This window comes from Polynucleobacter bastaniensis (assembly GCF_018882205.1).
Lineage (GTDB): Bacteria > Pseudomonadota > Gammaproteobacteria > Burkholderiales > Burkholderiaceae > Polynucleobacter > Polynucleobacter bastaniensis.
In genome coordinates this window covers 121,765-146,592 of sequence record NZ_JACVOU010000002.1, presented here as the reverse complement: position 1 = coordinate 146,592, position 24,828 = coordinate 121,765, and the positions used below count along the sequence as shown (strand labels likewise).

General features: G+C 45.3%; 30 protein-coding genes. 14 read left to right on the top strand and 16 right to left on the bottom strand.

The features are described from left to right. Positions 1 to 2 precede the first annotated feature (2 nt). The 3 genes from ICN22_RS03850 to ICN22_RS03840 are packed head-to-tail and all read left to right on the top strand — an operon-like array spanning position 3 to position 2,034. Positions 3 to 539, top strand: a complete 537-nt coding sequence (locus ICN22_RS03850) for a chromate transporter (protein ID WP_216168975.1) — start codon at positions 3 to 5, stop codon at positions 537 to 539. After that, a complete protein-coding gene (locus tag ICN22_RS03845) occupies positions 539 to 1,060 on the top strand; it encodes a chromate transporter (protein WP_216863477.1) in 522 nt (173 codons plus the stop codon). Before ICN22_RS03850 ends, ICN22_RS03845 begins: the two co-directional genes overlap by 1 nt. Beyond that, positions 1,057 to 2,034, top strand: coding sequence for a Bug family tripartite tricarboxylate transporter substrate binding protein (locus tag ICN22_RS03840; protein ID WP_216168974.1), 978 nt, complete (start codon positions 1,057 to 1,059; stop codon positions 2,032 to 2,034). The genes ICN22_RS03845 and ICN22_RS03840 overlap by 4 nt, the downstream gene beginning before the upstream one ends. Positions 2,035 to 2,049: 15 nt before the next feature. Here the strand turns inward: ICN22_RS03840 and crcB are convergent, their stop codons facing one another. The 4 genes from crcB to ICN22_RS03820 are packed head-to-tail and all read right to left on the bottom strand — an operon-like array spanning position 2,050 to position 3,574. Next, positions 2,050 to 2,427 carry a fluoride efflux transporter CrcB gene (crcB, locus tag ICN22_RS03835; protein WP_216168973.1) on the bottom strand — a complete coding sequence of 126 codons (378 nt, stop codon included), beginning with the start codon at positions 2,425 to 2,427 and terminating at the stop codon, positions 2,050 to 2,052. Positions 2,428 to 2,436: 9 nt separating this feature from the next. Next, complete coding sequence (ygiD, locus tag ICN22_RS03830) at positions 2,437 to 3,216, bottom strand: 4,5-DOPA-extradiol-dioxygenase (RefSeq protein WP_216168972.1); 780 nt, start codon at positions 3,214 to 3,216, stop codon at positions 2,437 to 2,439. A 9-nt stretch (positions 3,217 to 3,225) separates the two neighbouring features. Then, complete coding sequence (locus ICN22_RS03825) at positions 3,226 to 3,363, bottom strand: hypothetical protein (protein WP_170217005.1); 138 nt, start codon at positions 3,361 to 3,363, stop codon at positions 3,226 to 3,228. A 43-nt stretch (positions 3,364 to 3,406) separates the two neighbouring features. Further along, a complete protein-coding gene (locus tag ICN22_RS03820; protein ID WP_216168971.1) occupies positions 3,407 to 3,574 on the bottom strand; it encodes a hypothetical protein in 168 nt (55 codons plus the stop codon). Positions 3,575 to 3,602: 28 nt separating this feature from the next. Here ICN22_RS03820 and ICN22_RS03815 point away from each other — a divergent pair, with 28 nt between their 5' ends. Then, positions 3,603 to 4,265: a site-2 protease family protein gene (locus ICN22_RS03815; RefSeq protein ID WP_216168970.1), complete on the top strand. Its 663-nt coding sequence runs from the start codon at positions 3,603 to 3,605 to the stop codon at positions 4,263 to 4,265. Positions 4,266 to 4,324: 59 nt separating this feature from the next. After that, positions 4,325 to 4,777: a c-type cytochrome gene (locus tag ICN22_RS03810; RefSeq protein ID WP_216168969.1), complete on the top strand. Its 453-nt coding sequence runs from the start codon at positions 4,325 to 4,327 to the stop codon at positions 4,775 to 4,777. Here ICN22_RS03810 and ICN22_RS03805 read toward each other — a convergent pair whose 3' ends face one another. Then, positions 4,778 to 5,458 (bottom strand): cytochrome b/b6 domain-containing protein, encoded by a 681-nt coding sequence (locus tag ICN22_RS03805; RefSeq protein ID WP_216168968.1) that lies wholly within the window; start codon positions 5,456 to 5,458, stop codon positions 4,778 to 4,780. 44 nt (positions 5,459 to 5,502) lie between these two features. On the opposite strand from ICN22_RS03805, the gene ICN22_RS03800 reads away from it, so the two are divergent. Beyond that, a complete protein-coding gene (locus ICN22_RS03800; protein ID WP_216168967.1) occupies positions 5,503 to 6,708 on the top strand; it encodes an MFS transporter in 1,206 nt (401 codons plus the stop codon). Here the strand turns inward: ICN22_RS03800 and ICN22_RS03795 are convergent. Beyond that, the gene (locus tag ICN22_RS03795; protein WP_216168966.1) at positions 6,705 to 7,646 is read right to left on the bottom strand and encodes a 3-hydroxyacyl-CoA dehydrogenase family protein; all 942 of its coding nucleotides are present in this window, start codon (positions 7,644 to 7,646) and stop codon (positions 6,705 to 6,707) included. The genes ICN22_RS03800 and ICN22_RS03795 overlap by 4 nt on opposite strands. 83 nt (positions 7,647 to 7,729) lie before the next feature. On the opposite strand from ICN22_RS03795, the gene ICN22_RS03790 reads away from it, so the two are divergent. From ICN22_RS03790 to ICN22_RS03775, 4 genes are all read left to right on the top strand, one after another. Next, positions 7,730 to 8,659 (top strand): 2-hydroxyacid dehydrogenase, encoded by a 930-nt coding sequence (locus ICN22_RS03790; protein WP_216168965.1) that lies wholly within the window; start codon positions 7,730 to 7,732, stop codon positions 8,657 to 8,659. Between the two features lie 12 nt (positions 8,660 to 8,671). Beyond that, on the top strand, positions 8,672 to 9,598 hold the full coding sequence (locus tag ICN22_RS03785; RefSeq protein WP_216168964.1) for a dihydrodipicolinate synthase family protein: 927 nt from the start codon (positions 8,672 to 8,674) through the stop codon (positions 9,596 to 9,598). Positions 9,599 to 9,626: 28 nt separating this feature from the next. Then, the gene (locus ICN22_RS03780) at positions 9,627 to 10,577 is read left to right on the top strand and encodes a TAXI family TRAP transporter solute-binding subunit (RefSeq protein ID WP_216168963.1); all 951 of its coding nucleotides are present in this window, start codon (positions 9,627 to 9,629) and stop codon (positions 10,575 to 10,577) included. Between the two features lie 76 nt (positions 10,578 to 10,653). Next, positions 10,654 to 12,666, top strand: a complete 2,013-nt coding sequence (locus ICN22_RS03775; RefSeq protein ID WP_216168962.1) for a TRAP transporter permease — start codon at positions 10,654 to 10,656, stop codon at positions 12,664 to 12,666. Positions 12,667 to 12,743: 77 nt separating this feature from the next. Here the strand turns inward: ICN22_RS03775 and ICN22_RS03770 are convergent, their stop codons facing one another. Beyond that, a complete protein-coding gene (locus ICN22_RS03770; protein ID WP_216168961.1) occupies positions 12,744 to 13,877 on the bottom strand; it encodes a mandelate racemase/muconate lactonizing enzyme family protein in 1,134 nt (377 codons plus the stop codon). 131 nt (positions 13,878 to 14,008) lie between these two features. Between ICN22_RS03770 and ICN22_RS03765 the strand changes: the two genes are divergently transcribed. Then, positions 14,009 to 15,448, top strand: a complete 1,440-nt coding sequence (locus ICN22_RS03765; RefSeq protein ID WP_369411562.1) for a M23 family metallopeptidase — start codon at positions 14,009 to 14,011, stop codon at positions 15,446 to 15,448. Positions 15,449 to 15,513: 65 nt separating this feature from the next. Here ICN22_RS03765 and ICN22_RS03760 read toward each other — a convergent pair whose 3' ends face one another. Next, on the bottom strand, positions 15,514 to 15,954 hold the full coding sequence (locus tag ICN22_RS03760) for a universal stress protein (RefSeq protein WP_216168960.1): 441 nt from the start codon (positions 15,952 to 15,954) through the stop codon (positions 15,514 to 15,516). A gap of 107 nt (positions 15,955 to 16,061) precedes the next feature. Here ICN22_RS03760 and ICN22_RS03755 point away from each other — a divergent pair, with 107 nt between their 5' ends. Together ICN22_RS03755 and ICN22_RS03750 are read left to right on the top strand one after the other, a co-directional pair. Then, the gene (locus ICN22_RS03755) at positions 16,062 to 16,445 is read left to right on the top strand and encodes a DUF2177 family protein (protein WP_369411567.1); all 384 of its coding nucleotides are present in this window, start codon (positions 16,062 to 16,064) and stop codon (positions 16,443 to 16,445) included. A gap of 13 nt (positions 16,446 to 16,458) precedes the next feature. Further along, positions 16,459 to 18,099: a SulP family inorganic anion transporter gene (locus ICN22_RS03750; protein WP_216168958.1), complete on the top strand. Its 1,641-nt coding sequence runs from the start codon at positions 16,459 to 16,461 to the stop codon at positions 18,097 to 18,099. On the opposite strand, the gene ICN22_RS03745 is transcribed toward ICN22_RS03750, so the two are convergent. Continuing rightward, positions 18,092 to 18,823 (bottom strand): sulfite exporter TauE/SafE family protein, encoded by a 732-nt coding sequence (locus tag ICN22_RS03745; protein ID WP_216168957.1) that lies wholly within the window; start codon positions 18,821 to 18,823, stop codon positions 18,092 to 18,094. The genes ICN22_RS03750 and ICN22_RS03745 overlap by 8 nt on opposite strands. Before the next feature lie 53 nt (positions 18,824 to 18,876). Between ICN22_RS03745 and ICN22_RS03740 the strand changes: the two genes are divergently transcribed. Further along, entirely contained in the window at positions 18,877 to 19,635 is a 759-nt protein-coding gene (locus tag ICN22_RS03740; RefSeq protein ID WP_216168956.1) for a helix-turn-helix domain-containing protein, read from the top strand. A 3-nt stretch (positions 19,636 to 19,638) separates the two neighbouring features. Here ICN22_RS03740 and ICN22_RS03735 read toward each other — a convergent pair whose 3' ends face one another. The 7 genes from ICN22_RS03735 to ccoN are packed head-to-tail and all read right to left on the bottom strand — an operon-like array spanning position 19,639 to position 24,787. Then, on the bottom strand, positions 19,639 to 19,896 hold the full coding sequence (locus ICN22_RS03735; RefSeq protein ID WP_216168955.1) for a hypothetical protein: 258 nt from the start codon (positions 19,894 to 19,896) through the stop codon (positions 19,639 to 19,641). Continuing rightward, positions 19,893 to 20,096: a FixH family protein gene (locus ICN22_RS03730; RefSeq protein ID WP_216168954.1), complete on the bottom strand. Its 204-nt coding sequence runs from the start codon at positions 20,094 to 20,096 to the stop codon at positions 19,893 to 19,895. The genes ICN22_RS03735 and ICN22_RS03730 overlap by 4 nt, the downstream gene beginning before the upstream one ends. A 32-nt stretch (positions 20,097 to 20,128) precedes the next feature. After that, the gene (ccoG, locus tag ICN22_RS03725; protein ID WP_216168953.1) at positions 20,129 to 21,586 is read right to left on the bottom strand and encodes a cytochrome c oxidase accessory protein CcoG; all 1,458 of its coding nucleotides are present in this window, start codon (positions 21,584 to 21,586) and stop codon (positions 20,129 to 20,131) included. A 3-nt stretch (positions 21,587 to 21,589) separates the two neighbouring features. Continuing rightward, positions 21,590 to 22,513 (bottom strand): cytochrome-c oxidase, cbb3-type subunit III, encoded by a 924-nt coding sequence (gene ccoP / locus ICN22_RS03720; protein WP_216168952.1) that lies wholly within the window; start codon positions 22,511 to 22,513, stop codon positions 21,590 to 21,592. Further along, entirely contained in the window at positions 22,510 to 22,677 is a 168-nt protein-coding gene (locus tag ICN22_RS03715; RefSeq protein WP_216863476.1) for a cbb3-type cytochrome oxidase subunit 3, read from the bottom strand. Before ICN22_RS03715 ends, ccoP begins: the two co-directional genes overlap by 4 nt. A 5-nt stretch (positions 22,678 to 22,682) precedes the next feature. Beyond that, positions 22,683 to 23,333: a cytochrome-c oxidase, cbb3-type subunit II gene (gene ccoO, locus ICN22_RS03710; protein WP_216168951.1), complete on the bottom strand. Its 651-nt coding sequence runs from the start codon at positions 23,331 to 23,333 to the stop codon at positions 22,683 to 22,685. Between the two features lie 11 nt (positions 23,334 to 23,344). Then, positions 23,345 to 24,787, bottom strand: a complete 1,443-nt coding sequence (ccoN, locus tag ICN22_RS03705) for a cytochrome-c oxidase, cbb3-type subunit I (RefSeq protein ID WP_216168950.1) — start codon at positions 24,785 to 24,787, stop codon at positions 23,345 to 23,347. Positions 24,788 to 24,828 lie beyond the last annotated feature (41 nt).

The following is a 24,828-nucleotide window of genomic DNA, read 5'->3' as shown; positions in this document are numbered from 1 at the left end:
TTTTGAAAACACTTACTCCAACAGAATTATTTATTACCTTTAGCAAGATCGGTATGTCTGGTTTTGGTGGGGTGCTGCCTTGGGCTCGTCGCACTCTGGTAGAACAAGACAAGGTACTCAGTTCAGAAGAGTTCAGCGCCATTCTTGGAATATGTCAGATTGTTCCAGGGCCCAATATTCTCAATCTGGCTGTCTGCATTGGTTCGCGTCTTTGTGGCGCTAAGGGCGCCTTTGCTGCAGCGCTTGGCCTAACTCTTGGACCAATCTGCATTGTGATGTTGCTAGCAGTCTTGTATCAGCATTACAGTAATTTAGAAAGCGTTCAAGGCCTACTCAGAGGCATCTCTGCAGTGGGCGTGGGATTAATTGCTTCCACCGGCATCAAAATGTTGCGTGATGAGTTTCAATATCCTGCAATGCTTTTAGTCGTAGCCCTGACTGTGACAGCCGCAAGCTACTTCCATCTAGGCCTTGGCTGGGTTGTTCTTCTTGTATCACCGCTTGCCTTGCTTTTAGCATTCAAGAAAGCTCGCAAGTAATGGGCATACTCTTCAGTCTATTCTTAAAGCTTTCTGCTTTTTCTCTGATTGCCTTTGGTGGAATCAATGCATTACTTCCTAGCCTCTTGGAGCTATCGGTTTATCAAGAACGGTGGATCGACCTACAAACTTTTGCTGATTACTTTGCGATTGCTCAAGCTGCTCCCGGCCCAAATTTTATGACAGTCACTCTGATCGGCTGGCATGTTGGAGGAGTCCTAGGAGCCCTACTGGCCACCTTTGCTATTGCCTGGCCATCATCTATTTTGGTCTACTTTGTACAAAGGCTGATCCTGAGTATGAATGACGAACAAAAAAAGAAGGCGATTCAGTACGCTGCTGCCGCACTGGCAATTGGCTTAGTGCTTTCTTCTGCGTGGCAGATTGCATTGCAAATCAATCGTAGCTATGCTGCTTATGGATTGACTCTACTAACTATTGGCTTGACAGTCTTTACCCGCTGGCACCCTCTATATTTAATTGCACTGGGCGCAGCCCTTGGAACAATGGGATTGATATGAAACTGACTTCACTTCTGAGAATGACTATTTCCGGCGCAGCGCTCTCATTGGCACTGACTTCGCAGGCTCAAAATAGCTACCCTAGCAAATCCATTAACTTAATAGTGCCTTATGGTGCAGGCGGCAGTGCAGATTCTCGGAGTAGGCAACTGGCCCAGAAAATGAGTGTCATTCTCAAGCAAGCGATTGTAGTTGATAACAAACCAGGTGCTGGCGGAAATATTGGTACTGAGTTTATCGCAAGATCTGCTCCGGATGGCTACACCTTTGGCATGGGAAACTTTGCACCAATGGCGGTAAACAAAACGCTTTTTGGAAATTTAAAGTATGACCCAGAAACTGCGCTTACTCCCATCATCCTGATAGAAAAGGGTCCGCTAATTCTGGTAGTCAATCCAAATTCGCCATACAAAACCATTCAAGATATTGTTACAGCAGCTAAAGCAAAACCCGGAACTCTGACATTCTCTTCAGGAGGAATCGGTGGCAGCCATCAACTCTCAGCCGAGCTGTTTATGCAAAATGCTGGCATCCAAATGATTCATGTACCTTACAAAAGTGGCTCTGCTGCACTGACTGATTTGATGGCAGGTAACGTTGATATGATGTTTGATCAGATGTACTCTGCAGTTCCCAATATCAGAGCAGATAAATTACGTGCCATTGCTATCACCAGCAAAAAGAGGTCGCCACTCTTTCCAAACGTACCTAGTTTTGCAGAACTGTCTTACCCTAAAGTTGAAGTACTTAATTGGCAAGGATTTATTGCGCCTGCTGGTACACCTAAAGCCATTATCGACACATTAAATAAGGCGGCTAATGAAGCGCTTAAAGATCCACAACTCAGAGAGTTAATGCTCTCCCAAGGAAATGAAATTGGTGGTGGTAGCCCTGCCGATTTTGCAGCCCTCATTAAATCAGAAGCTGCAAAATGGAGTGCTGTAGTCAAGGCTGGAAATATTAAGCCCGAGTAAGCTAGATATGCACTCTTACTTCAGCGCCTGGTAAGTCAGAATACCCAAAAAGGTTAAGCAGAGTGAGCCAGCTAAATGTAAGAGCGCAGTACCTAGCGCCCAACTCACTTCGCCACGCTGCATAAAACCAACCACTTCAGCAGAGAAGCTGGAGAAGGTGGTGAGGCCTCCCAAAAATCCCGTAATAACGAATAGCTTCCATTCAGGGGAGAGGCTTTGGTTATTACCAAAAAAAGCTACGGCAATGCCGATGAAATATCCGCCAACCATATTAGAAATAAAAGTACCCAATGGAAGGGTTGAGGTAACACTGACTGTGACGAGATTAAAGCCCGCTCTTAGTAAAGCGCCAAGACCAGCGCCAAAAAAAATTGCAAAAATAGATAGCCACATATTCGATATTTATTGGATTGAAAAAGTGAGCATGCTAATAGAGCCCATTTCCACTCCATCAATTAGCACCTTAGGAGCCTCACCTTGCTCTTGTAGAGCAAGCGTATATAAAGCTGGCCAATAGTGCTCAGGAGTCGGAATAGATAAATGCGCAGCATCACCGCACTGTTCCCAATGAATTAAATTGTTGTGATGATTTGCATGCATCTCAGAAACAAAAAAATCATTGAACTTCATGGCCCATGGATAAGGTGTTGCATTGTCCTCCCAATGAATGGTACGCAAGTTATGCACAACATTACCGCTAGCTAGAATCAAGATATTCTCGTCACGCAAAGGTCGTAATTTTTTAGCAAGCTCATAGTGCTCAGTCGCAGACATGGAGCCATCTAGACTCAGTTGCACTACTGGTACATCTGCATTTGGATAAAGGTATGTCAGAACAGACCATGCCCCATGATCAATACCCCACTCGTTCTCTTCAAGCACTACCGGGACATCCAATAATTCTTTTACGCGGTCTGCGAGCGCTGGACTACCGGGCACTGGATATTGAATATCAAACAGGGCTTGTGGAAATCCACCAAAGTCATGAATGGTTTTAGGTTTGGTCATTGCTGTAACCCACACTCCGCGGGTTACCCAATGGGCCGAAATGACCAAGATGGCATCTGGGCGTTTAAGTGATTTACCCAAATTGACCCAAGCAGCTGTATAGCGATTGGGCTCAATGGCGTACATCGGACTGCCATGACCAGCAAATACTGCAGGTTGGCGATGGCTAGTCATTAATACAAATTAGCCGAATACGTAGCCAGTATGAGCCGCAACCAATGCAAACAAAATAGCCAAGCTAGTAGCCGCTGCCAACATCACGATCAAGGTGATGATTTTCTTATTCACTTCTTCTTTCGACTCTTTATGCCATTCGTTCATGCTAAACCCTATTAAACAGATTATTTGATAGTGCAATTATCCACTATCGGCCGCGGCCAGCCTTGCGCATCATGGCTTTTCCACCCCCAAAGCCTGCCTGAGGCCTGCCGCCAGGACCAGATGGACCTTTTGGGGCTGGTGGACGGGCTGCTGGCTTAGCTGCTTTGGGCTTAGCGGGGGTCTTTGATTCAGGTTTTTTATCGTCAGTCACTTTTAGCTCCTATGGATATCATATCGTCATGATTACTGACTATTCTATCCAAGCCGTTGCCATTAATGCGATTCCTTTGATTTTTGCCATCACCATTCATGAGGCTGCCCATGGCTATGTAGCCCGTCAATTTGGTGACAATACCGCTTATATGCTTGGTAGAGTCACCCTCAACCCCATTAAACATATAGACCCGGTGGGGACGATACTGATCCCCCTGCTGTTGATTTTAAGTGGATCCCCCTTTTTAGTAGGCTATGCCAAGCCAGTACCAGTCAATTTTGGGCGTCTACGTAACCCCCGAATTGACTCTATCTGGGTAGCCTTAGCTGGCCCAGGCTCTAATTTCATCCAAGCCCTCATTTGGGCCATCTTCCTGATTATTCTCTTTGGTTTTGACGTGAATGAGCGATTCCTCTTAGCAATGGCTCAAGCAGGGATCACCTGGAATTTAGTCTTGCTGGTGTTTAACCTCTTCCCGCTACCCCCACTAGACGGTGGTCGTATTTTGGCGAGCTTATTGCCAGCACGACAATCCATCGCCTTTGGAAAACTAGAGCCTTACGGATTCTTTATTGTCCTGGCCCTCGTCTTTACAGGCGTCATTGGTAGTTTTTGGATGGAGCCCTTGACATCCTTTTTTAAGAGTGTTGTTTACTTTGTCACACTGCCCCTGCAAATGCTTTTCTGAAGTATTCTCAAAATTCGAATTCATCAGCAGTAACCCACTGACCTTACTGGAGCTTAATTATGAAACTAAAACAGGTAATTTTGGCCGCCATTGCCCCCGCACTAGTCGCTGGAACAGGCATTGCTTATGCGCAATTTAAAAAACCAGAAGACGCTATCAAATATCGTCAAAGTGCTTTTACTGTGATGGCCAATTCCTTTGGAAAAATTGGTGCGGTTGTTAAAGGCGAGGTACCATTTAATAAAGATGAAGTAGCAAAGAACGCGGCGGTTGTTGCCATGATCTCGACATTGCCATGGCAGGCTTTTGGTCCAGGCACTGAAGGCGGCAATGCACTTCCAGTCGTATGGTCAGATAACGCTAAATTTAAAGCAGCTGGAGAAAAAATGCAGTTGGCTGTTGCTAGCCTCAATACTGCTGCGCAGTCAGGCGATCAAGAGGCAATCAAAAAAGCTTTTGGTGCAGCTGGTGCTACCTGCAAAAATTGTCATGATGACTTTAAGAAAAAGTAATCAGTTGGTAATGAAGTAGCCCAGAGTTACCGCAATGAGGCTGAGTAGTAATAACGCAAAGCCTCTTTGCCAACTTCCATCCTTGGAAGCATGACCCAAGTCAGCAGAGAGATTGATTTCTGTTTTGCTTGGGTCAATTTCTTTATCGCCCACCAACATGGGCTTGATTAAATTCTCACCTTTGAATTTTTGGTAATACAGGATTGCGCACAGATGCAGTGCAATCAAAATAATTAAGACTATTTGATTCTGACGATGGATCGAAGTGAGTAGTTCAACTGTTCCACTGGAAATATATTTTGCAAAAGGTCCTTCGAAGGCAATATCGTCATTTGCAAACAGACCCGTTGCTGCTTGAAGACTAACTGAAAAAAGTAAAGCCAGAACAGATAAAGCGCCTAAGGGATTGTGCCCAAGCCCTGCTTTGGCCTTACCCATTAAGAAATGTATTAAGCCTTTTGGGCTAGGTACAAAATGAATAAAGCGTGCATGGTAAGAGCCGACAAACCCCCACAGGATTCTGAAGACAATCAAGCTGAGCACGCAGTAGCCAGAAAGCGCATGCCAACTCATGGCATTACCACCGATCTTGACAGTGACAAAACTCAGAATAATGCCGACTACCAAAAGCCAATGAAACAGTCGAATTGGCAAATCCCAGACACGGATGGTTTTTTTCATATCTAAAGCATAAATCACTACCCCCTTTAGAATAAGAAAAATTCATGAAAACTAGCCAAGCCTTTAAAACTCTGCTGCTCTACCGTATAGGCGCAACCCTGAGCTATCAAATCATGATGGTTGCAGTAGGTTGGCATATCTATGAGATTACCAATAGCGTCATTTCCCTCGGCTTGATTGGTCTTGCAGAACTCATCCCCTACCTTGCATTAGCCCTCTATGCTGGGCATGCAGTAGATCGCCATTCTCGAAAATGGATCGCTGCGATTGCCTGCACCTTCCATATTGGCGTTGCCTTATTTCTAGTTGCAATTGCACTAGGTTGGTTGGCGCCGCCCGTTCCCTTGATTTATTTAGCGGTCGCTTTTTTAGGCTTAGCTCGTGCACTATTGCGCCCTTCTTATCAGGCCATCTTTGGACAAATTATTCCCCGAGATCAAATGCCGCGCTATACCGCTTATGCATCCTCTGCATTTCAGATTTGCGTGGTAACTGGGCCGGGTTTAGGCGGGCTCATGATTGGATTTGCTGGGCTGGAGTGGACTTATGCGCTAGCTGCATTGAGTGGTGCTATCGGCCTTTATGGAGTGAGCTTCATTCGCATCAAACATGAAAAATCAGAAGGCATGAGCAATGACTTCTTAAAAAGCTTTTTGGAAGGTTTTCATTACGTCCGAAAACACGATTTGATTGTCAGCATTATGTTGCTCGACATGTTTGCTGTACTGTTCGGTGGCGCAGTATCGATACTCCCCGCCTTTGTGAAAGAGGTTCTCAATGCTGGTCCTGAAACCCTGGGAATTCTGAGGGCAGCGCCAGCGGCTGGGGCTGTGATCACCGGTCTTTACTTAGCGCGTCGACCCTTGCTTGAAGATTCTGGAAGACATTTATTGTTATCAGTCGGCGGCTTTGGAATTGCCATTATTGCCTTTGGGCTTTCTAACAATCTTTGGCTGTGTGCACTCTTCTTATTTATCTCTGGTTGCTTTGACTCTATCTCGGTAGTCATCCGTGGCAGCATTATGCAATTGACTACCCCAGATCAGATGAGGGGCAGGATCAGTGCGATCAATGGGATATTTATTGGCTCTTCCAATGAATTGGGCGCACTGGAATCTGGAATTGCAGCCAGTCTGATGGGACTTATTCCATCCATCGTATTTGGTGGAGCTGCAACCTTGCTAGTTGTCTTGCTGACCTACAAGCTTGCACCTCAACTCAGAAAACTCAATCTTAAGGATCTAACTTAGTCAATCTGAGGCAAATCTTTTTGAATAATCTTCAGGCCTTCGCGCAAGGCCTCCTGATAGCGCTCTCGCTCTGCCTTCATGGTCTCTGCAGTCCAAGAATAAAAACCTTCACCGGTTTTCATGCCTAGCTTGCCACTAGCGATGCGATCACTTAAGCATTTGGCAATATCAGGGGAGTTATTGAGAGTCGGATAAATCGTTGCACCGCCGGCACCATGCACATCGAGTCCAGCATGGTCTCTCTGCATTGCAGGTCCTGCAGCGATATAACGAAAACCAAAGCCAAAACGTACGGCTTTATCGATATCTTCTAGGCTGGCAATGCCAGCGTCGACCATCGCGAAAGCTTCGCGCGATAAGGCGTGCTGTAAGCGATTTGCCAGGAAGCCTGGTAAATCTTTCTTCACGGTAACGGGAACCATGCCGCAAGCCGTCATCAAACGAGACAGGCTTTCGCCCACCATCGGCGAAGTCTTTGCACCGTAGACCACTTCCACGCAAGGCACGAGATGTGCAGGCATGAAGAAATGTAAGCCAATCATTCGTGCCGCTGTTTTGAGTCCCGCTGAAATATCGCTAATTGGAAAGCTGGTGCTGTTACTTGCTAAAACTGCTTCTGGTTTTGCATATTGCTCTAGTTTGGCAAATAACTCTTGCTTGATATCTAAGCGTTCAGGTACGCACTCAATCACCAAATCGATTTCCGACCAATCTATTTCCTCTAAGGAACTAGCTGTTGAAAGTAAATGTAAGCGATGCTCATACCCAAGATCGATCATCGTGTTGGCAAAGTAATCCGGTAAAAGTGCACGACGCTCGGTAGTAGGCTCCATTACCTGAACCGCACAACCCCCGCGTGCACAAACCGCGGCTACATCAGCACCCATAGTGCCGCCACCAACGATGACGACCTTAGTTTCAGACGGGGTAAATAACATCTCAATTTCTCCTTCGGGGGCAAGATAAGGATCAAAATCCTCTTACAATGCCTTCATTATTCCAATAAAAAAGTAAGTGAGACATGATCCCAGTCAATTCAGTGCTGCAGGTCGGACAATTTCCTGAGGTAATGCAGGCGGCAGTTGACCGGCGCATTAGCCCGGTTCGCTTTCCTGACCTCAATGCCAATCTACCACCAGGCTCTTTTGAGAGTATTTTGATTCGCTCAAACACCCAGCTACCCGCCCAATTACTTGAGAAACTCCCCACTGTAAAGATGGTAGCTACTTGTGGTGTAGGTTATGACAATCTTCCACTCAATTACCTAAAGGCTCATGGAATCAAGGCCAGCAATACCCCAGGCGTTTTAAATGATGCGGTTTGCGAGCTGGCGATTGGCATGCTCTTTGGTTTATTACGTCGCATCCCTCAAGCGCATGAGTTTGTTAAAAGCGCTGCCTGGTCCAAGGGTCTATTTACCGTTACCACAACGCTTGCTGGCAAGCAGGTCGGGATTGCAGGAATGGGTCGCATTGGACAAGATCTGGCAAAACGCTTAGAGCCGTTTAAGGTGAATTTGGCTTACACCGGCCCAACCCAAAAAGATCTGCCTTACGAGTACTTTCCTGATATCCAATTTTTAGCGAAGGCGTCTGACGTCCTTTTTCTGGCTTGCCCTGCCACCCCAGAAACAGAAAAAATGATCAATGCTGAAGTCCTAAAGGCCCTAGGCCCACAGGGTTATCTGATCAATATTGCTCGTGGTAGCGTAGTGGATGAGACTGCACTTTTAGTTGCACTGCAGCAAAAATGGATTGCCGGGGCAGCACTTGACGTATTTGAAAATGAACCCAATCCAAACCCAGAGTTCTTAAATCTCGATAATGTTCTATTAACTCCGCATATTGGCAGTGCAACCTCCGAAACGCGGCAATTGATGACAAATTTAGCAATAGACAACTTAGAAGCTTTCTATAATAAAAGACCACTTCTGACTGAAGTAAAAAATTAAAACGGAGCATGTATGACAATCACCTTACACCCCTCAACACTGCCTGCGGTGCTCTCACCTGTATTGACTCCGTTTAAAGCTGACGGTAGTCCAGATACACAAAAATTACTCAAGCAATGCCAATGGCTCGAAGCCAATGGTGTTGGCCAAGCAATCTTCGGCACCAATTCAGAAGCCAATTCCATTTCAGCCCCACAAAAAATGGAGGCGCTAACAGCACTCATTCAAGGCGGCCTGAATCCCGCCCATATGATGCCTGGCACTGGCGCCACTTCGATTGATGCCACCGTCACAATGACCCGTCATGCCGTTCAACACAAATGTGCCGGCGTGTTGATGTTGCCCCCGTTCTATTACAAAGATGTCACAGACGATGGTTTGTTTGCCTTTTATTCAGAAGTCATTCAAAAAGTGGGTGATGCTGGTTTACAAATTTACATCTACAACATTCCACCAGTTACCAAGATTAATTTGAGCCTCTCTCTTTTAGAGCGCCTTGCAAAAGCCTATCCAAAAACAATCGTTGGCATGAAAGATAGCTCCGGTGATTGGGCTTATACAGAATCCGTTATTAAACTATTGGCGCCCTCAGGTTTCCGCGTTTATGCTGGTAGTGAAGTCTTTCTCATGCGTACTTTGCACGCTGGTGGTGTTGGTTGTATCTCTGCTACAGCTAACGTAAACCCTAAAGCTATTGCTCAATTAGCAGCCCATTGGAAAGATGCTGATGCAGATCAACAGCAGACTGCTTTAGATCAGGTACGCTCTACATTTGCTCAATATCAAATGATTGCTGGCATGAAAACTGCAGTTGCACATTACAGCAAGGATTCAGAGTGGCTTCGGGTACGCCCACCACTCATGCAACTGAGCACAGATCAGCAAGCAAAGTTATTGGGTGAGCTACAAAAGATGAATTTCAGCATGCCAGGCCTTTAATTTAATAAATACAAAACAGGAGACAAAAATGAAACTTCTAAAAATAATTGCCGTATCTATCACGATGTTGTTTGGTACTGCACAAGCGCAAAACATTTCTATCGCAACCGGCGGTACTGGTGGCGTTTACTATCCAATGGGCGGAGGCCTAGCCTCAGTCTTATCCAAGCATGTACCAGGAATGTCAGCAACTGCAGAGGTTACAGGTGGCTCAGTTGATAACTTAAAACTCGTTGGCACCGGTAAATCTTACGTTGGCTTCTCAATGGCTGATGCCGCTAAAGATGCTAAAGACGGTGAAGATAAATTCAAGGGCAAGCCAATAGATTTGCGAAATTTACTCATTCTCTATCCAAACCAAATGCACGTTGTCACAGTAGAGTCAACCGGCATTAAAACTATGAAAGATTTAAAAGGTAAGCGTGTAAGTACCGGCTCACCTGGTAGCGCAACTGAAGTGATGGCGTTTCGTTTACTCGAGGCTTCTGGCCTTGATAAAGATAAAGATGTCAAGCGTGAGCGTTTGAGTGTTGCAGAGTCAGTCAATGCTGTTAAAGATCGCAAAATTGATGCTTTCTTCTGGGTTGGTGGCTTACCAACGGCAGCTGTGACAGATCTTGCCAATAGCCCAGGCATGAAAATTGTCATGGTAGATAGTGCTGCCGAAGTTCCCGCTATGAATAAAAAATATGGCAACCTTTACTTCCCAGAAAAAATTACAAAGCAAACTTATAGTGGCATGGAAAAAGATAATAATGTGGCAGCGGTTGCCAATCTTTTAGTTGTGAACGCCTCTATGTCTGATGCAGAAGCATATAAAATTGTTAAAGCTGTTTTTGATAATCAGCTTGAACTTGTCCGCTCACATGCTGAATACAGAAACATCAAGCTAGAGAATCAAAAAGCAAATGCTTCACCGATTGCTTATCATCCAGGCGCATTAAAGTACTTTAAAGAAAAAGGTATCAAAGTAAACTAAGCCATATCGGGGTGAGTTAATCTCACCCCTTCTGCTTTAATGATGTACATAAATATAAAAATAGACTGATACAGACATGAATCAAAATGTAATTGATAACGAAACCCAAGAAAAATTAGATGCCTTCATTAAGCAAGAAGAGGGCGACTCTAATGACTACAAAGGTCTGCTAGCTATATTCATTACGCTGGTGGCAATAGGCATGTCTTTATTTCATTTATATGCAGCCTATTCGATCGTTCCGACGCATCAGCTCAGAGTGATTCACGTTGCCCTGGTCTTATTTTTAGTGTTCTTGAGCTTTCCTATTGCTGCTCGTTTTAAAAATCAGTTGAAATTTTGGGATGTTTTATTTGCCATAGGCTCAGTTGCTATCGCCTATTACATTCTTGCCGGTGGCGATAATCTCATGGACAGAAATACCGACCCAAATTCTACTGATGTCGTGGTTGGTATCGCTCTCATACTGCTCATTCTGGAGAGCGTGAGAAGAACCAATGGCATGGTACTTGTCACCGTTACAGTACTTTTCTTGCTGTATGCCTTCTTTGGCAACTACCTTCCAGCCCCATGGACTCACAAAGGCTATGGCTTAGATCGACTCGTAGGTTATATGTACATGAGTCTTGAGGGTATCTATGGCACCGCAGTCGACGTCTCTGCAACCCTGATTATTCTTTTCACCATCTTTGGTGCTTTTTTACAATTTACAGGCGCGGGAAAATTCTTCATCGACTTCTCTTTTGCAGCAATGGGCGGTAAATCGTCTGGGGTGGGTAGAACGATTGTCCTGTCCTCCTTCCTGATGGGTGGCCCGTCAGGATCAGGCGTAGCAACTACCGTTACGGTCGGCTCTGTAGCTGCGCCCATGCTTGAGAAAGTAGGTTACGAGAAAAATGCTGCGGGTGGTCTTTTGGCTGCAGGCGGACTTGGTGCGATCATCTCACCACCCGTATTGGGGGCGGCCGCCTTTCTGATTGCCGACTTCCTCAAAATCTCCTACTTAGATGTGTTGCTCATGGCAACTATCCCTACGATCCTGTTCTACCTTGGCTTGTTTGTCATGGTTGAAATCGACGTACGCAAGTACGGTATGAAAAATATTCATTTCCCATCCGCAGAAAGCGCATGGCAGTTAACTAAAAAATATTGGTTTCATTTTTTCTCTTTAATTTCTATTGTAGTTTTTATGATGTTTGGCTTCTCGCCAGTGATGTCAGTATTTTGGGCAACCGTTGTTTCTGCGTTTTCTAGCATGTTGCGCGAAGATACCGCGATCATTCCATGGGCCTGGTTCAAGGGTAAAGAACCCATTCTCTCCGGTCTTTACAATTCCAGTTTATCGAAGGCACTCTCGTCTGGCTCTACAGGTGTATTGGCAATCGCATCAACTTGTGCGGGTGCAGGCCTCATCGTGGGCACCGTTACCCTCACTGGCCTAGGTCTCAAATTTAGCTCCATCGTGATTCAGTATGCGGGAGGCTCATTACTACTAACAGCCATATTTACAGCATTGATTGTCTGGATTGTTGGCCTCGCGGTACCAGTAACCGCCTCTTATATTATTTGCGCTGTGATCGCTGCGCCAGCACTCATTAACTTGGGTGTGCCTGCATTTGCCGCACACATGTTCATCTTCTACTACGCAGTACTTTCAGAGGTGTCACCCCCAACAGCTTTATCTCCATTTGCTGCAGCGGCAATCTGCAAAGGCAATCCCTACAAGACAACGCTACAGACATGGAAGTATGTCGCTCCAGCGATCTTAGTGCCGTTTATGTTTGTCCTCGATGAATCAGGCGTGAGCTTGCTTCTGATGGGATCTACTAGCGCTCTGGAACAGGCTGACTGGACGCAGATTGCATGGATTTCATTTACCGCCGTAGTTGGCATCATTTGTTTAGCTGGTGGCTTGCAGGGTTGGTTTATTGAAAAAACCAAAGTCTTTGAGCGCGTCATCATGGTGATCTCCGGGGTGGCTTTAGCCTACCCCTCTACTGAGGCTGATCTCATTGGTTTTATTGGATTTGCTTTGGTACTCGTTACCCAACTGATTACCCACTACAAACTCAATCCCAAATCCACCTGAACCTTTTTAAGTAGTTCATGATCATAAAAAATCCTGCCTCTTGAGCGGGATTTTTTATTACCGAGAATTTAAATACATTAAATAATCTTCGTCCAAGCAGTCTTACCGGCATACTTTTTGATAGCAGTTTCATCAAACTCAAATCCTAAGCCTGGCGTCTTATGCAAAATCAAATCACCATTCTTGAAGGTGAGCTGTTTATTAATTAATCTACGGAAGTTTAAGACCTGATCATCTAAGAAGAATTCTACAAAACGCGCATTTGGCGTTGCTGCAACTAAAGGAGCATGTAGATCATGCATCCAATGCGGGCAAACAATTACACCCTTTAAATCTGCATATGCAGAAATACGACGCCACTCTGTGATGCCGCCACAGACTGCCGCATCAGATTGCAAAATAGCGACGCCACCAGATTCAATGAGCTCCCTAAAACGCCAGCGTCCAGCCTCCATCTCACCAGTAGCCACGTTGATCTTAGTTTGACGGGCTAGGGCCGCATGCAAATCAATCGCATCCGGAGAAAATGGCTCTTCGATCCAATAGGGGTTGTAAGCCTCAAAGCGGCGAATGTATTCAAGTGCAGTTGGCAGATCGCGCCAAGCATTATTGGCATCTAGGGTAAGCAAAACATCCTCACCCACGGCTTTACGAGCAGCTTTGACCCGTGCCTCCTCTTCACTTGGGGAGAGGCGACCTACTTTCATTTTGACGGCTTTAAAGCCTTGTTTTACGTAGGACTCCATTTCCTTACCTAACATGGTGGGTGTTTTACCATCGAGGTAGTAGCCACCGCTGGCATAAGCTGGGACGCAATCATCTACAACTGATCCTAAGTATTGGTGAAGAGGTAATTTCGCGGCACGGGCATTTAAGTCCCAAAGTGCAGTATCGAGAATGGAGATACCGCGCATGACTGCTCCAGCGCGCCCCTGCAGAATAGACTCGTTATACATGTCAATCCAAAGACCTTCGCTACGATGACTATTTTGACCAATCAGTTTTGGGGCTAGCAATTGCTCCACGGCAATCTTGGCAATCTCTCCACCTGCACTGCCGACATAGCAAAATCCAATGCCCTCATTGCCATCCTTACCTCGAACTTTAACCAGGCAATAGTGCCGCTCCGAAACCGTTCGAGTGGAAAAGGAGGTGACCTTATCTAGGGGCACCGCTACTGCAGCAACTGATACTGACTCAATAATGGGCATGAAAATTCCTTTAACTAAAAATTTATTGTATCTACAACTTTTGCCACTTTCCTTGACCAACTTCAATAGAAAATTGCTGCACTACAACATAAAAAATGGGGGGCTGGGCAACAATATTGGATAATTGAGCGGTGAAAAAAATAGCGAGCCAATTACCTCACTTATTGAGAAACGTCATCAGCGTTGTTGGACTCTCTCTGATCGTGCTGGTTTCTAGTGCGCAAGCTCAACAAGCAAGTCCAACGAATAAAGCTAACAAAACCCCTCAGGTAAAGCAAAAAGCGGTCGGCACTAATAATAAGCAGGCCGGCATTAAGCTGAAAGAAAATTCACTCAATCGCTCCAGTAAAAGTATGAACTTAAATCCTGAGTTATTTAAACGGATTGAGAGTGCAGATAGTAATGAAAGTGGTGCGAATCTAGACTATCGCGTCCAACGTGGTTGCCTACGTCGTAGCTTTAACGAAGAGAATCTTCCGACCAATCTGGGTTTAGAAAACCGAGAATTCAATGATTTTTTCAAATCTCAAACTAAAGGTTTTTTTAATCGGATGCGGGGCAATTGCATTCCTTATGCATTGGCCCTCGGTAACCGTAACCGCTTCGAATCCTTAAGCATCATGAATGGCCCACTACAGGATGCTAAGACTGAGATTTGGACTTTTACGCCATCAGCAGCAGGCAGTTTCTTAATCCAACAGGACTACCTCAGAGATGAGTCTAAACGCTTTACGGAAATCCAATTTCCTCTGAGTGCTGTTTTATATGATCCCAAAAAAGTGGGGGATAAATTACCCGTTGAACTGGTTTGGGAACTGAACTCCATCATCAAACAAATTTACCCCGAAGAAAATAATACGCTTGAAAATACAAATAGCGTTGTTCGTCTGATTGTAGACTTTGGTGATAAGGAGCGATGGGCTCAAATCTGGGCAGTGGAAATCATTGAACCGTCCTCCAGCGAAGTATTTGCAAGCGCTTTTTGGGTCGAAAGAAGCGACATCCCTGGAGGCTTTTATACTTCCAGCGGAGAATCGATTGAACGTACTTTCTGGACCAATCCCCTAAGCTATCGACGCATCTCCCGTGGGGTTGGTAGTGTAAGAGCATCTAGCAAAAAAGCTGCGCCACCAAAGAACGGTAGCGCTATTGTTGCCGCTCCCAAACAAAGATATCGCACCCATATGGGAATTGATTATTCTGCGCCAATTGGGACACCAATCTTTAGCGTAGCCACAGGCAAGGTAGTGCATTTGGGCTATAGCGGCGCGTTTGGCAATCTCATCATTCTTGAGCATCCCGGTAACTACCGCACTTACTATGCCCACTTGAGTAGCTACAACGCAGAACTAGAAGTGGGCAATGAAGTACGGCGTGGCCTTGAGATTGGCTATGTTGGATCAACTGGACGCTCCACCGGCCCCCATCTCCATTTTGAATTAAGAAAAGATGGGGTTTATGTTGATCCCTATGCCGTAAAAACCCAGCTAGATTTATGGAATATGCGCGATAGCGATAGTGGCTTACTAACCCGAGAAATTCTATTGCTAGGTACAACACTGATTAACTGAGAGATTTAAATCAGTCATTGAAAAAGGGGCCCATTGGACCCCTTTACTTTTTGATGCGCTAGTTCTTAAGCAAGTACCAATACCGGTATCTTGGAATGCACAATCACCTCGTGCGTTTCGCTACCTAGTAAGACACTCTTAATACCAGTACGCTTATGTGAGGCCATCACAATCACGTCGGCTTTTGCTTTCTTGGCACCATCCAAAATACCCTCTGATAAATTGCTATTAGGGATATGAAGAGTGCTTGCTTTTACGCTAGCACCCAATAGCAGAGAAGCCTTTTTAAAGACATCTGCGGCATAAGCTTCGCAGACCTTCTTATGGTCTTTTTGAGAAATTCCGTAGCCCATAGAGCTATCGGAGTAAACCATTGGTGGCATTGGATCAGAAACATAAACCAGTGTCACCGCAGCTTTATCAGCTTTTGCAAGCTCAGCCACCTTTTTTAAGGACTTTTTACTCACATCTGAACCATCGACTGGTACTAATAAGTGCTTAAACATATTTAACTCCTGTTAAATTAACCCTAATACCTTTCATTCCATCATAGTCTTTATTATTCAAATGTAAAACCATAAAAAAGGAAACTAAATTGCTCAAGTACTTTGCAGTGTATTTTTCGTTCCTCTTAACACTGATCATTATTGATTTGATTTGGCTGCTTGGCATCGCCAGAAATCTTTATCGTGATGAGATGGGCTCCCTCATGGCTAGCGAGCCAAAATTGTGGGCAGGACTAGCTTTTTATCTCTTATATGCTCTTGGGGCATCGATTTTCGTAATCTTTCCAGCGATTTCAAAACAGTCCTGGATGTATGCGGCGCAGTTTGGCGCCCTATTTGGTTTCTTTTGTTATATGACTTACGATCTCACTAATCTTGCAGTGATTCGCGACTTTCCCATGCGCCTGGCATTTGTAGACATTGCCTGGGGTTCTGCTGTTACTGCACTATCCGCAACGATTGCCTACTGGGTTGGCAATCGGATGGCTTAAGAGCCTTTCACATATGCGTTTTTTTCACCCCAAACTACTCGACACCTTTCAGGGCTATAACGGGGCCCTTTTAAGCAAAGATATATTGGCGGGCATCACGGTTGGAGTAGTTGCACTACCTTTAGCAATGGCATTTGCGATTGCTAGCGGACTCAAACCAGAAGCAGGCATCTTTACCGCCATCATTGCCGGTGGATTCATTTCCGTCTTGGGTGGCAGTCGCGTGCAAATTGGTGGGCCGGCTGGCGCATTCATCGTCATCGTTTACGGAATTGTTGAGCACTATGGCGTTGCCAATTTGCTTCTAGCGACTGTCATGTCTGGAGTCTTTTTATTTCTAATGGGTCTCTTTCGCTTAGGGACATTAATTCGCTTTATTCCGATAGCGGTCATTATTGGTTTTACTAACGGCATTGCTGTATTAATCGCCCTATCTCAAGTAAAAGAATTTTTTGGTCTTCAAATTGCCAAAATGCCTGCAGAGTTTTTTCAAGCAGTCCAAACTCTGTATGCAGCTGCCGACACCGCTAATCCTGTCGCGCTCATGCTATCAATCGGAACTCTCGCCTTTTTAATTATCTGGAGAGTCTTTCAAAAACAGCTAGGACACCTTAATCATCTACCGGGCACCGTCATTGCCATGGCTGCGGCTACCATAGTGACGAGTGCATTTAATCTACCGGTAGATACTATCGGGAGTCGTTTTGGCGGCATCCCCTCTGGTCTACCGAGTTTTGAATGGATCCCTATTAGTTGGAGTACCACTCAATTCGTAATGGCACCTGCCATTACTCTCGCCCTTCTTGGGGCGATTGAGTCACTACTGTGTGCCCGAATTGCCGATGGACTCATTCATGATCGTCATGAGTCCAATCAAGAGCTAATGGCTCAAGGTATTGCCAATGTAGTCACCCCATTCTTTGGTGGCATGCCAGCTACAGGAACCATTGCCAGAACGGTGACCAATATACAAAGCGGAGGAAGCACCCCAATTGCTGGGGTCGTTCACTCGGCAACCTTGCTACTGATTATTTTATTTGGAGCCCCGCTCGCAAAAAATATTCCTTTAGCTAGCCTCGCTGCCATCCTCATGTTTGTTGCATGGAATATGGGCGAATGGAGAAAGTTTGCAGACCTCAAACAATTTCGTCTGCCTTATCGCTTAACCATGTTGAGCGTATTTTTTCTGACGATCGTGCTAGATCTTACTGTCGCAATACAAGTGGGCTTACTGCTAGCATTTATTACCTTCATCTATCGCATCTCAAGTTTGTCGCGCTATGAACCAGTCAATCTCATTGATTTTCCAGAGCTAAAGCAGTATCAGGGAAGGATTGCTGCATTCCGAATTTATGGCGCTATCTTTTTCGGTGCAGTCAAAATTCTGGAGAGCATTGAAAATGAACTTCCCTCAAAAGTATTGATACTTGACCTCAAGAATGTGATCTACATCGACGTTTCTGGAATGGATGCCGTGCTTGAACTTGAAGCTGTTTGTAAAAATCGCAATATCACACTCATGATTTGTGGACTAGCTCATCAACCTTACGAGATGGCCACTCGAGCAGGTCTCTTAGAGCGCCTGCCTGTCGATTGCATCTACCCAGACCTACAGCATGGCATCGCTAAAGCCATCAGCAATCCCATTAACTAATACAAAAACCACCTTGAAGTAGGGCTTCTGGTAAAGACCAGGCACGATAAAGTCCAAATAATGCGGCCGACAACAAAAGTCCTGCAGCAACGTATCTCACCGCAGGATATTGACTCAGTTGTGCCAAGACCGCTGAAAATTTTGAGATCAGCAATAAATTAGGCAAGGTACCTAAGCCAAACGCCAGCATGAGGGCTGCGCCTGTTAGGATATCCCCCGACAAAAAGGCGAGCGGTAAAACACTGTAGACCAAACCACAGGGAACAAGACCCCATACCATCCCACTAAACCAGCGAGATGAAGGGCCTGTGAAACTCCCTAAATATTGAGCCCAATAAGTAGCCACTCGTGCACCAAGCCACTTTCCAAGTAACAGAGGACTACTTGACCTCGGACGTAAAAGACGCAAGCCCATTACTAACAAAAGGAGTGATGTAATGGCAAACAAAGGGCGCTGAATAGGCACGATATTTTGCTGCCAAAGAATTGCGCCTGCCCAAGCAGCTAGGCCGCCGAGCAAAGCATAGGTCATCAAACGTCCAGAGTGCATGATGAGCTGAAGATAAAAGAGTTCAGACTTACTTTGTAGTGGGGTATAAATCACTCCACTGGAGTTACCTTGACGCTCAACTGCCGCAGCAATACCGCCACACATCAAAGCGCAGTGCCACCCACTGACTAAAGCGCCCAAGAAGACCGCCAATAGAAGACTAGCAGTCAGCATTGCAAGGAAATATTAAAATTGAACATTATCCGAGTAGAATAAACTGATCTAATATGAATTACACCAACTCGGATGTGCCCAGTGGCAAATGCTCAGTCTGTGTACTGGGTCAGTTTTGCTTGCCAGTAGGTGTTAGCTCATCCGACATTGCCAAGATTGACACCCTCGTAAAAGAGCGGGTTTACCTGAAGAAAGGTGAGAGTCTCTACCGCCATGGTGATCCACTTTCTGCGGTCTATAGTATTCGTTTTGGCACCCTCAAAACTGAGTATGGTTTAGAAGATGGGCGTCAACAAGTTATCGGCTTTCATCTACCTGGCGAGATCTTAGGGCTTGATGGTATCGGAGAGGGTAGCTATCAATCTGAAGCGGTTGCTCTGGAGGACAGTGAGGTTTGCATTATTCGCTATGAGGCATTTGAGGACTTAGCACGTCAAATTCCAGAACTCCAAAAGCAATTTCACCGCATTCTGAGTCGAGAGCTCACACAAGATCAACGTCATCTACTCTCACTGGGCAGTTTGCGTGCAGAGGAGCGTTTAGCCACCTTCCTGCTGAATCTTTCTCAGCGCCTAGCTGCACGAGGTTATCTCAATAATGAATTTGATTTGCGTATGAGTCGAGTGGAAATTGGTAGCTATCTTGGCATACAGATTGAAACCGTGAGCCGGATGCTCTCACGCTTTGCCGAGTCAGGAATGATTCAAATTAAACAGCGTCATATCAAGCTGATTGATATGGACGGACTATATCAACTAGCCGGCATCCCAAACCCTGAGCGAACGGTGCAGATCAAGCCATGCGCTAATTGAAATCTATATTAAGCTTTTGTCTGAGTTCTTAGTATCAGGATTAATCCCCGGCAGAATATAGGCTGTAAGCGCGCTCGAAAATGAGCAAAAGATCCAGATAACAAAAAATCCGATGGTGTAAATACCCTCATCAGAGATATTGGGGTGATGACCAAAAAATAACAACTCAGCAGGATGCACAATGCTAAAGAGTAGACCTTCAGCCAAGATGGAGACCAAAAATGAAGGCCACATAATCCAGATGAATAGACGGTACTTCATTTGCGGTCCTGCTCTACTTTAAGCTGCTCCACTTTAAGCCCACGCTTCACCACACCATCTCGCACTGACTTATCTGAATAGAGATTAACCGCCAAATAAATAGTAATCACACAAGCAATGGCGGCAACTGCTGGACCACTAATTAGTAGCCAAGGCCAGAGCTGTTTAAACCAAGGCTTATGAGCTTCATGTTCTGACATATTTATCCTCTTTCTATCTTTCGCTATATAGCTTAGCGGGGAATAATAAAACTCGATTTTTCATCGCGAGTCCTGATGATTAACTCGCTACCAGATAGCTCTTGACCAATCACATCAAAGTGAATTGGGTAATTACCAGGCTCATGCACACCTACAGTAGTACTTACTTTAACTGGAATCAATAGGTTGCTGGCTGGGCCTACAGCAATCTCCGTGACCAGCTCTCCCTGAGAATTGAGTATTCTTAAATCTGATAAGCCGCTTGCCTTAAGCTGTACTTTCATATTATTTTCTGATGCATTCATGATCTGAATGCGATAGATATTTTCAATACGTACGCCATCGACCTCGCGAGCCAATGCTCCACGATCACGCATTACATCAACCCTCAATGGATTTCGGGTAAGCAATGAGATTAAGAAGGCGCTGGTAAGTACGGTAATAAAGGCAATGTAGATCAAAACACGTGGTCGCAAGATATGACGTATTGCACTCTGATTGGTTTCTTTTTCTTCAATGGCACGCTCAGTTGTATAGCGAATCAAACCCTTTGGATAATCCACCTTTTCCATTACTTGATCGCAAGCATCAATACAGGCGCCACATCCAATACACATATATTGCAGACCATCACGAATATCAATGCCAGTTGGGCAAACTTGCACACAAATACTGCAATCTACGCAATCGCCAAGACCGAGAGTTGCAAGATCGGCTGACTTGTTACGACTCCCGCGTGGCTCGCCACGTACCTTATCGTAGGTAACCAAGAAAGTATCTTTATCTACCATCACACTTTGAAAGCGTGCATAAGGGCACATATATTTACAGACTTGCTCGCGCATGAAACCCGCATTACCCCAAGTTGCAAAGCTGTAGAAACATAACCAAAAGGTTTGCCATGGGCCCAAGGAAAAATGTAGGATTGCAGCGCTGAGCGTTTCAATTGGGGTGAAATAACCAATAAAAGTAAACCCGGTCCAAAAAGCAATTAGGAGCCACAGGAAATGCTTAGTAATCTTGAGACGCCACTTATGAATATTCCAAGGCCACTCTTGACCATCTAAGCGAATCCGAGCAAAACGATCACCCTCAACTTTACGCTCGATCCACATAAAAATTTCGGTATAGACAGTTTGGGGACAAGCGTAGCCACAAAATAATCTACCCGCAATAGCGGTAAATAAAAAGAGGGCTAATGCAGAGAGAATTAACAGGAGCGTCAGATAAATTACATCCTGCGGCCATAGTACGAGACCAAAGATATAAAACTTACGCTGAATTAGATCGAAGAGTACTGCTTGACGATCATTCCAAGTAATCCAAGGAAGGCCATAAAACAATAATTGCGTTGCAATTACTAAGATGAGGCGCCAGCGAGCAAATAAGCCACTAACAGATCGTGGATATATCTTTCGCCGGATCTCATAAAGAGATTCCTCAATCACATCTATAGGAATAGGCTTGCCTGCCGGCGAATGATTTGACACTGATTACTTGGCTGCAGCTGTCTTGTTGTTAGACAAACCCCAAACATAAGCCGTTAGAAGATGAATTTTTTCAGGGCTCAACACTTTATCTTGAGACGGCATCATAGCCATGCGGCCTTTAGTCAGAGTCTCTACAATAGTTGCTTCTGATCCACCATAAAGCCAAGTCTTATCAGTCAGGTTAGGCGCTCCCATGGCAATGTTGCCTTTACCCTCCACACCATGACAAGCCACGCAATTGGCTTTAAATAATTCTGCGCCACGAGCGACTTTTGCATCATCAGCAGGTAAGCCAGACAAACTGCGAACGTAGTTAGCTAAATCCACAATCTGTACAGATTCGAGATGTCCATATGCAGGCATCACTCCATTACGCCCGTTAATGAGGGTAGTCTTAATATTTTCAGGAGATCCGCCATAGAGCCAGTCACCATCGGTTAAATTTGGAAAGCCTTTAGAGCCGCCCGCATCTGAACCATGGCACTGAGCACAGGAGTTTAAGAACAAACGTTGGCCCATTTGACGCGCCTTGGGATCTGCGGCAACTTCCTCAATATCCATCTTTACATATTTAGCGTATACAGGCTTTAACTCATCATTTGCTTCTGTCATAGAGCTCATTAAAGCGCCGTCCGTGGTGTAGCCAACCACCCCTGGAAATGCGCCCAAGCCTGGAAATAAAACTAGGTAGACCAAGGCAAAGATGCAAGACAGTAGGAACATCCAAGCCCACCAGCGTGGCAATGGATTATTGAGTTCACGCAAATCGCCATCCCAAACATGACCTGTATCTGCTACTGCACCATCTGCTGTATGGATTACCTTGGCCTTACGCTGTGAAGCCAGAAGCCAGATACACCAAACAATACCGACCAATGAAACTAGCGCGATGTAATTACTCCAAGCGCTATTAAAAAAGTCACTCATGATTTATCCTTACTAAATTCATCTGGGAGATCAAATGGAAGTTCGGCTGATTCTTTATTGGCAGACTTTCTACCTGGAGACCAAGCCCACCAAACAATCCCTATAAAAAAGGCGAGTCCAATGACGGTTGAAAAAGCGGAGAGATAAGCTGTGATCTGTTCCATTTGACTTATTTCGCAACAACTTCATCGACCATGATGTAGCGACGATTGATGCCCAAACCTTGTAGGTAGGCAATCAAGGCATCCTCTTCAGTCTTGCCTTCTAACTCCTTAGGTGCTTCTGTAATCATTTCATCGGTGTAAGGAACGCCCAAACGACGCATTGCCACCATATGAGATTGAATTGAGGAAGCGTCGGCAGCACTCTTCTGTAACCAAGGATATCCCGGCATATTGGATTCAGGCACTACATCACGCGGATTACGCAAGTGAATACGATGCCAATCATCTGAGTAACGAGCGCCAACCCGAGCTAAGTCAGGGCCTGTGCGCTTGCTACCCCACAAGAATGGGCGATCGAATACGGATTCACCAGCCAAAGAGTAAGGGCCGTAACGCTCTACCTCTGAGCGCAATGTACGGATCTGCTGCGAGTGACAGCCAACGCAACCTTCGCGCTGGTAGATATCGCGGCCAGCTAAACGTAATGCGGTGTATGGCACTACACCAGGGCTCGGTTCAGTTGTAGTGTGCTGAAAAAATAGAGGGACGATTTGAACTAAACCAGCAATCGACACCACAATAATGGTGGCAACAATTAACCAGCCAACATTTTTCTCAAGCGTTCCGTGGGAAAAGAATTTATTTTCGCTAGACATTTTTCTTCCCCTTAGTGAGCAGCTGCAGATGTTTGCGGAATGGGGGGATTGACAAATGTTTTACCAATCACTGTCTTGTAAACGTTATATGCCATTAAGAACATGCCGCTTAAGTAACAGAGGCCACCTAATAAACGAATCACATAAAATGGATATGTGGCTTTTACAGACTCAACAAAGCTATAAGTCAATGTACCGTCTGGTTCAAACGCTCTCCACATCAAGCCTTGCATTACTCCAGCAATCCACATCGCAGCGATATACAGCACGACACCGATCGTAGCGATCCAGAAATGTACCTCAATCAAGCGGGTGCTATACATATCTTTCTGCCCAACTAAACGGGGGATGAGGTAGTACAGAGAGCCAATCGTAATCATGGCAACCCACCCAAGAGCACCTGAATGAACGTGGCCAATAGTCCAGTCGGTGTAATGCGACAAGCTATTTACAGTCTTGATAGACATCATTGAACCCTCAAACGTAGACATACCGTAGAAAGACAGTGCCACTACCAAGAATTTTAAGATGGGATCGGTGCGCAATTTAAACCAAGCACCAGATAAAGTCATGATGCCGTTAATCATGCCGCCCCATGATGGAGCCAATAAAATAATGGAGAACACAGTACCAAGCGACTGAGTCCAGTCAGGCAAGGAGGTGTGCTGTAGATGATGGGGACCTGCCCACATGTAGGTAAAGTTCAAAGCCCAAAAGTGGACGATAGATAAGCGATATGAATAGATTGGGCGCTCTGCTTGCTTAGGAATGAAGTAATACATCATGCCTAAGAAGCTGGTCGTTAAGAAGAAGCCAACTGCATTGTGGCCATACCACCACTGCACCATCGCATCTTGCACACCAGCATATGCGGAATAGGATTTCCACATGCTTGCTGGTATTTCTAAATTATTAAAAATATGCAGAATGGCAATAGTCAGGATATACGCGCCAAAGAACCAATTAGAAACATAAATATGCTTTGTTTTGCGTTTCATGATGGTGCTAAAAAACACCACAGCATAGGCAACCCAAACCAAGGTGATCAGGATATCAATTGGCCACTCTAGCTCTGCATACTCTTTAGAAGTTGAAATGCCCAACGGCAAAGTTACTGCTGCCAACACAATGACAGCCTGCCAACCCCAGAAGGTAAAGGCCGCTAGTTTGTCGCAAAAGAGTCTTGCCTGGCATGTGCGCTGCACGATGTAATAAGACGTCGCAAATAAAGCCGACCCACCGAATGCAAAAATGACTGCGTTAGTATGCAATGGACGTAAGCGACCGTAACTTAACCAGGGAATATTAAAAGTGATGTCAGGCCAAATCAGCTGTGCAGCGAGGACCACTCCTACGAGCATACCCACAATTCCCCAAAGTACCGTAACGATGGCAAATTGGCTTATAACCTTGTAATTGAAGGTATCTTGATTGCTCCCCACGGTAAGTCCCATGGTTTCTCCTTTTTTGTGACCTAGCAGCGACATAATCCAAA

Bases quoted from the DNA above. Each gene is read 5' to 3' on its own strand.
- ICN22_RS03845 (WP_216863477.1), top strand. From the start codon at position 539: ATGGGCATACTCTTCAGTCTATTCTTAAAGCTTTCTGCTTTTTCTCTG.
- ICN22_RS03840 (WP_216168974.1), top strand. From the start codon at position 1,057: ATGAAACTGACTTCACTTCTGAGAATGACTATTTCCGGCGCAGCGCTC.
- crcB (WP_216168973.1), bottom strand. From the start codon at position 2,427: ATGTGGCTATCTATTTTTGCAATTTTTTTTGGCGCTGGTCTTGGCGCT.
- ygiD (WP_216168972.1), bottom strand. From the start codon at position 3,216: ATGACTAGCCATCGCCAACCTGCAGTATTTGCTGGTCATGGCAGTCCG.
- ICN22_RS03825 (WP_170217005.1), bottom strand. From the start codon at position 3,363: ATGAACGAATGGCATAAAGAGTCGAAAGAAGAAGTGAATAAGAAAATC.
- ICN22_RS03815 (WP_216168970.1), top strand. From the start codon at position 3,603: ATGATTACTGACTATTCTATCCAAGCCGTTGCCATTAATGCGATTCCT.
- ICN22_RS03810 (WP_216168969.1), top strand. From the start codon at position 4,325: ATGAAACTAAAACAGGTAATTTTGGCCGCCATTGCCCCCGCACTAGTC.
- ICN22_RS03805 (WP_216168968.1), bottom strand. From the start codon at position 5,458: ATGAAAAAAACCATCCGTGTCTGGGATTTGCCAATTCGACTGTTTCAT.
- ICN22_RS03800 (WP_216168967.1), top strand. From the start codon at position 5,503: ATGAAAACTAGCCAAGCCTTTAAAACTCTGCTGCTCTACCGTATAGGC.
- ICN22_RS03795 (WP_216168966.1), bottom strand. From the start codon at position 7,646: ATGTTATTTACCCCGTCTGAAACTAAGGTCGTCATCGTTGGTGGCGGC.
- ICN22_RS03790 (WP_216168965.1), top strand. From the start codon at position 7,730: ATGATCCCAGTCAATTCAGTGCTGCAGGTCGGACAATTTCCTGAGGTA.
- ICN22_RS03785 (WP_216168964.1), top strand. From the start codon at position 8,672: ATGACAATCACCTTACACCCCTCAACACTGCCTGCGGTGCTCTCACCT.
- ICN22_RS03780 (WP_216168963.1), top strand. From the start codon at position 9,627: ATGAAACTTCTAAAAATAATTGCCGTATCTATCACGATGTTGTTTGGT.
- ICN22_RS03775 (WP_216168962.1), top strand. From the start codon at position 10,654: ATGAATCAAAATGTAATTGATAACGAAACCCAAGAAAAATTAGATGCC.
- ICN22_RS03770 (WP_216168961.1), bottom strand. From the start codon at position 13,877: ATGCCCATTATTGAGTCAGTATCAGTTGCTGCAGTAGCGGTGCCCCTA.
- ICN22_RS03760 (WP_216168960.1), bottom strand. From the start codon at position 15,954: ATGTTTAAGCACTTATTAGTACCAGTCGATGGTTCAGATGTGAGTAAA.
- ICN22_RS03750 (WP_216168958.1), top strand. From the start codon at position 16,459: ATGCGTTTTTTTCACCCCAAACTACTCGACACCTTTCAGGGCTATAAC.
- ICN22_RS03745 (WP_216168957.1), bottom strand. From the start codon at position 18,823: ATGCTGACTGCTAGTCTTCTATTGGCGGTCTTCTTGGGCGCTTTAGTC.
- ICN22_RS03740 (WP_216168956.1), top strand. From the start codon at position 18,877: ATGAATTACACCAACTCGGATGTGCCCAGTGGCAAATGCTCAGTCTGT.
- ICN22_RS03735 (WP_216168955.1), bottom strand. From the start codon at position 19,896: ATGAAGTACCGTCTATTCATCTGGATTATGTGGCCTTCATTTTTGGTC.
- ICN22_RS03730 (WP_216168954.1), bottom strand. From the start codon at position 20,096: ATGTCAGAACATGAAGCTCATAAGCCTTGGTTTAAACAGCTCTGGCCT.
- ccoP (WP_216168952.1), bottom strand. From the start codon at position 22,513: ATGAGTGACTTTTTTAATAGCGCTTGGAGTAATTACATCGCGCTAGTT.
- ICN22_RS03715 (WP_216863476.1), bottom strand. From the start codon at position 22,677: ATGGAACAGATCACAGCTTATCTCTCCGCTTTTTCAACCGTCATTGGA.
- ccoO (WP_216168951.1), bottom strand. From the start codon at position 23,333: ATGTCTAGCGAAAATAAATTCTTTTCCCACGGAACGCTTGAGAAAAAT.
- ccoN (WP_216168950.1), bottom strand. From the start codon at position 24,787: ATGGGACTTACCGTGGGGAGCAATCAAGATACCTTCAATTACAAGGTT.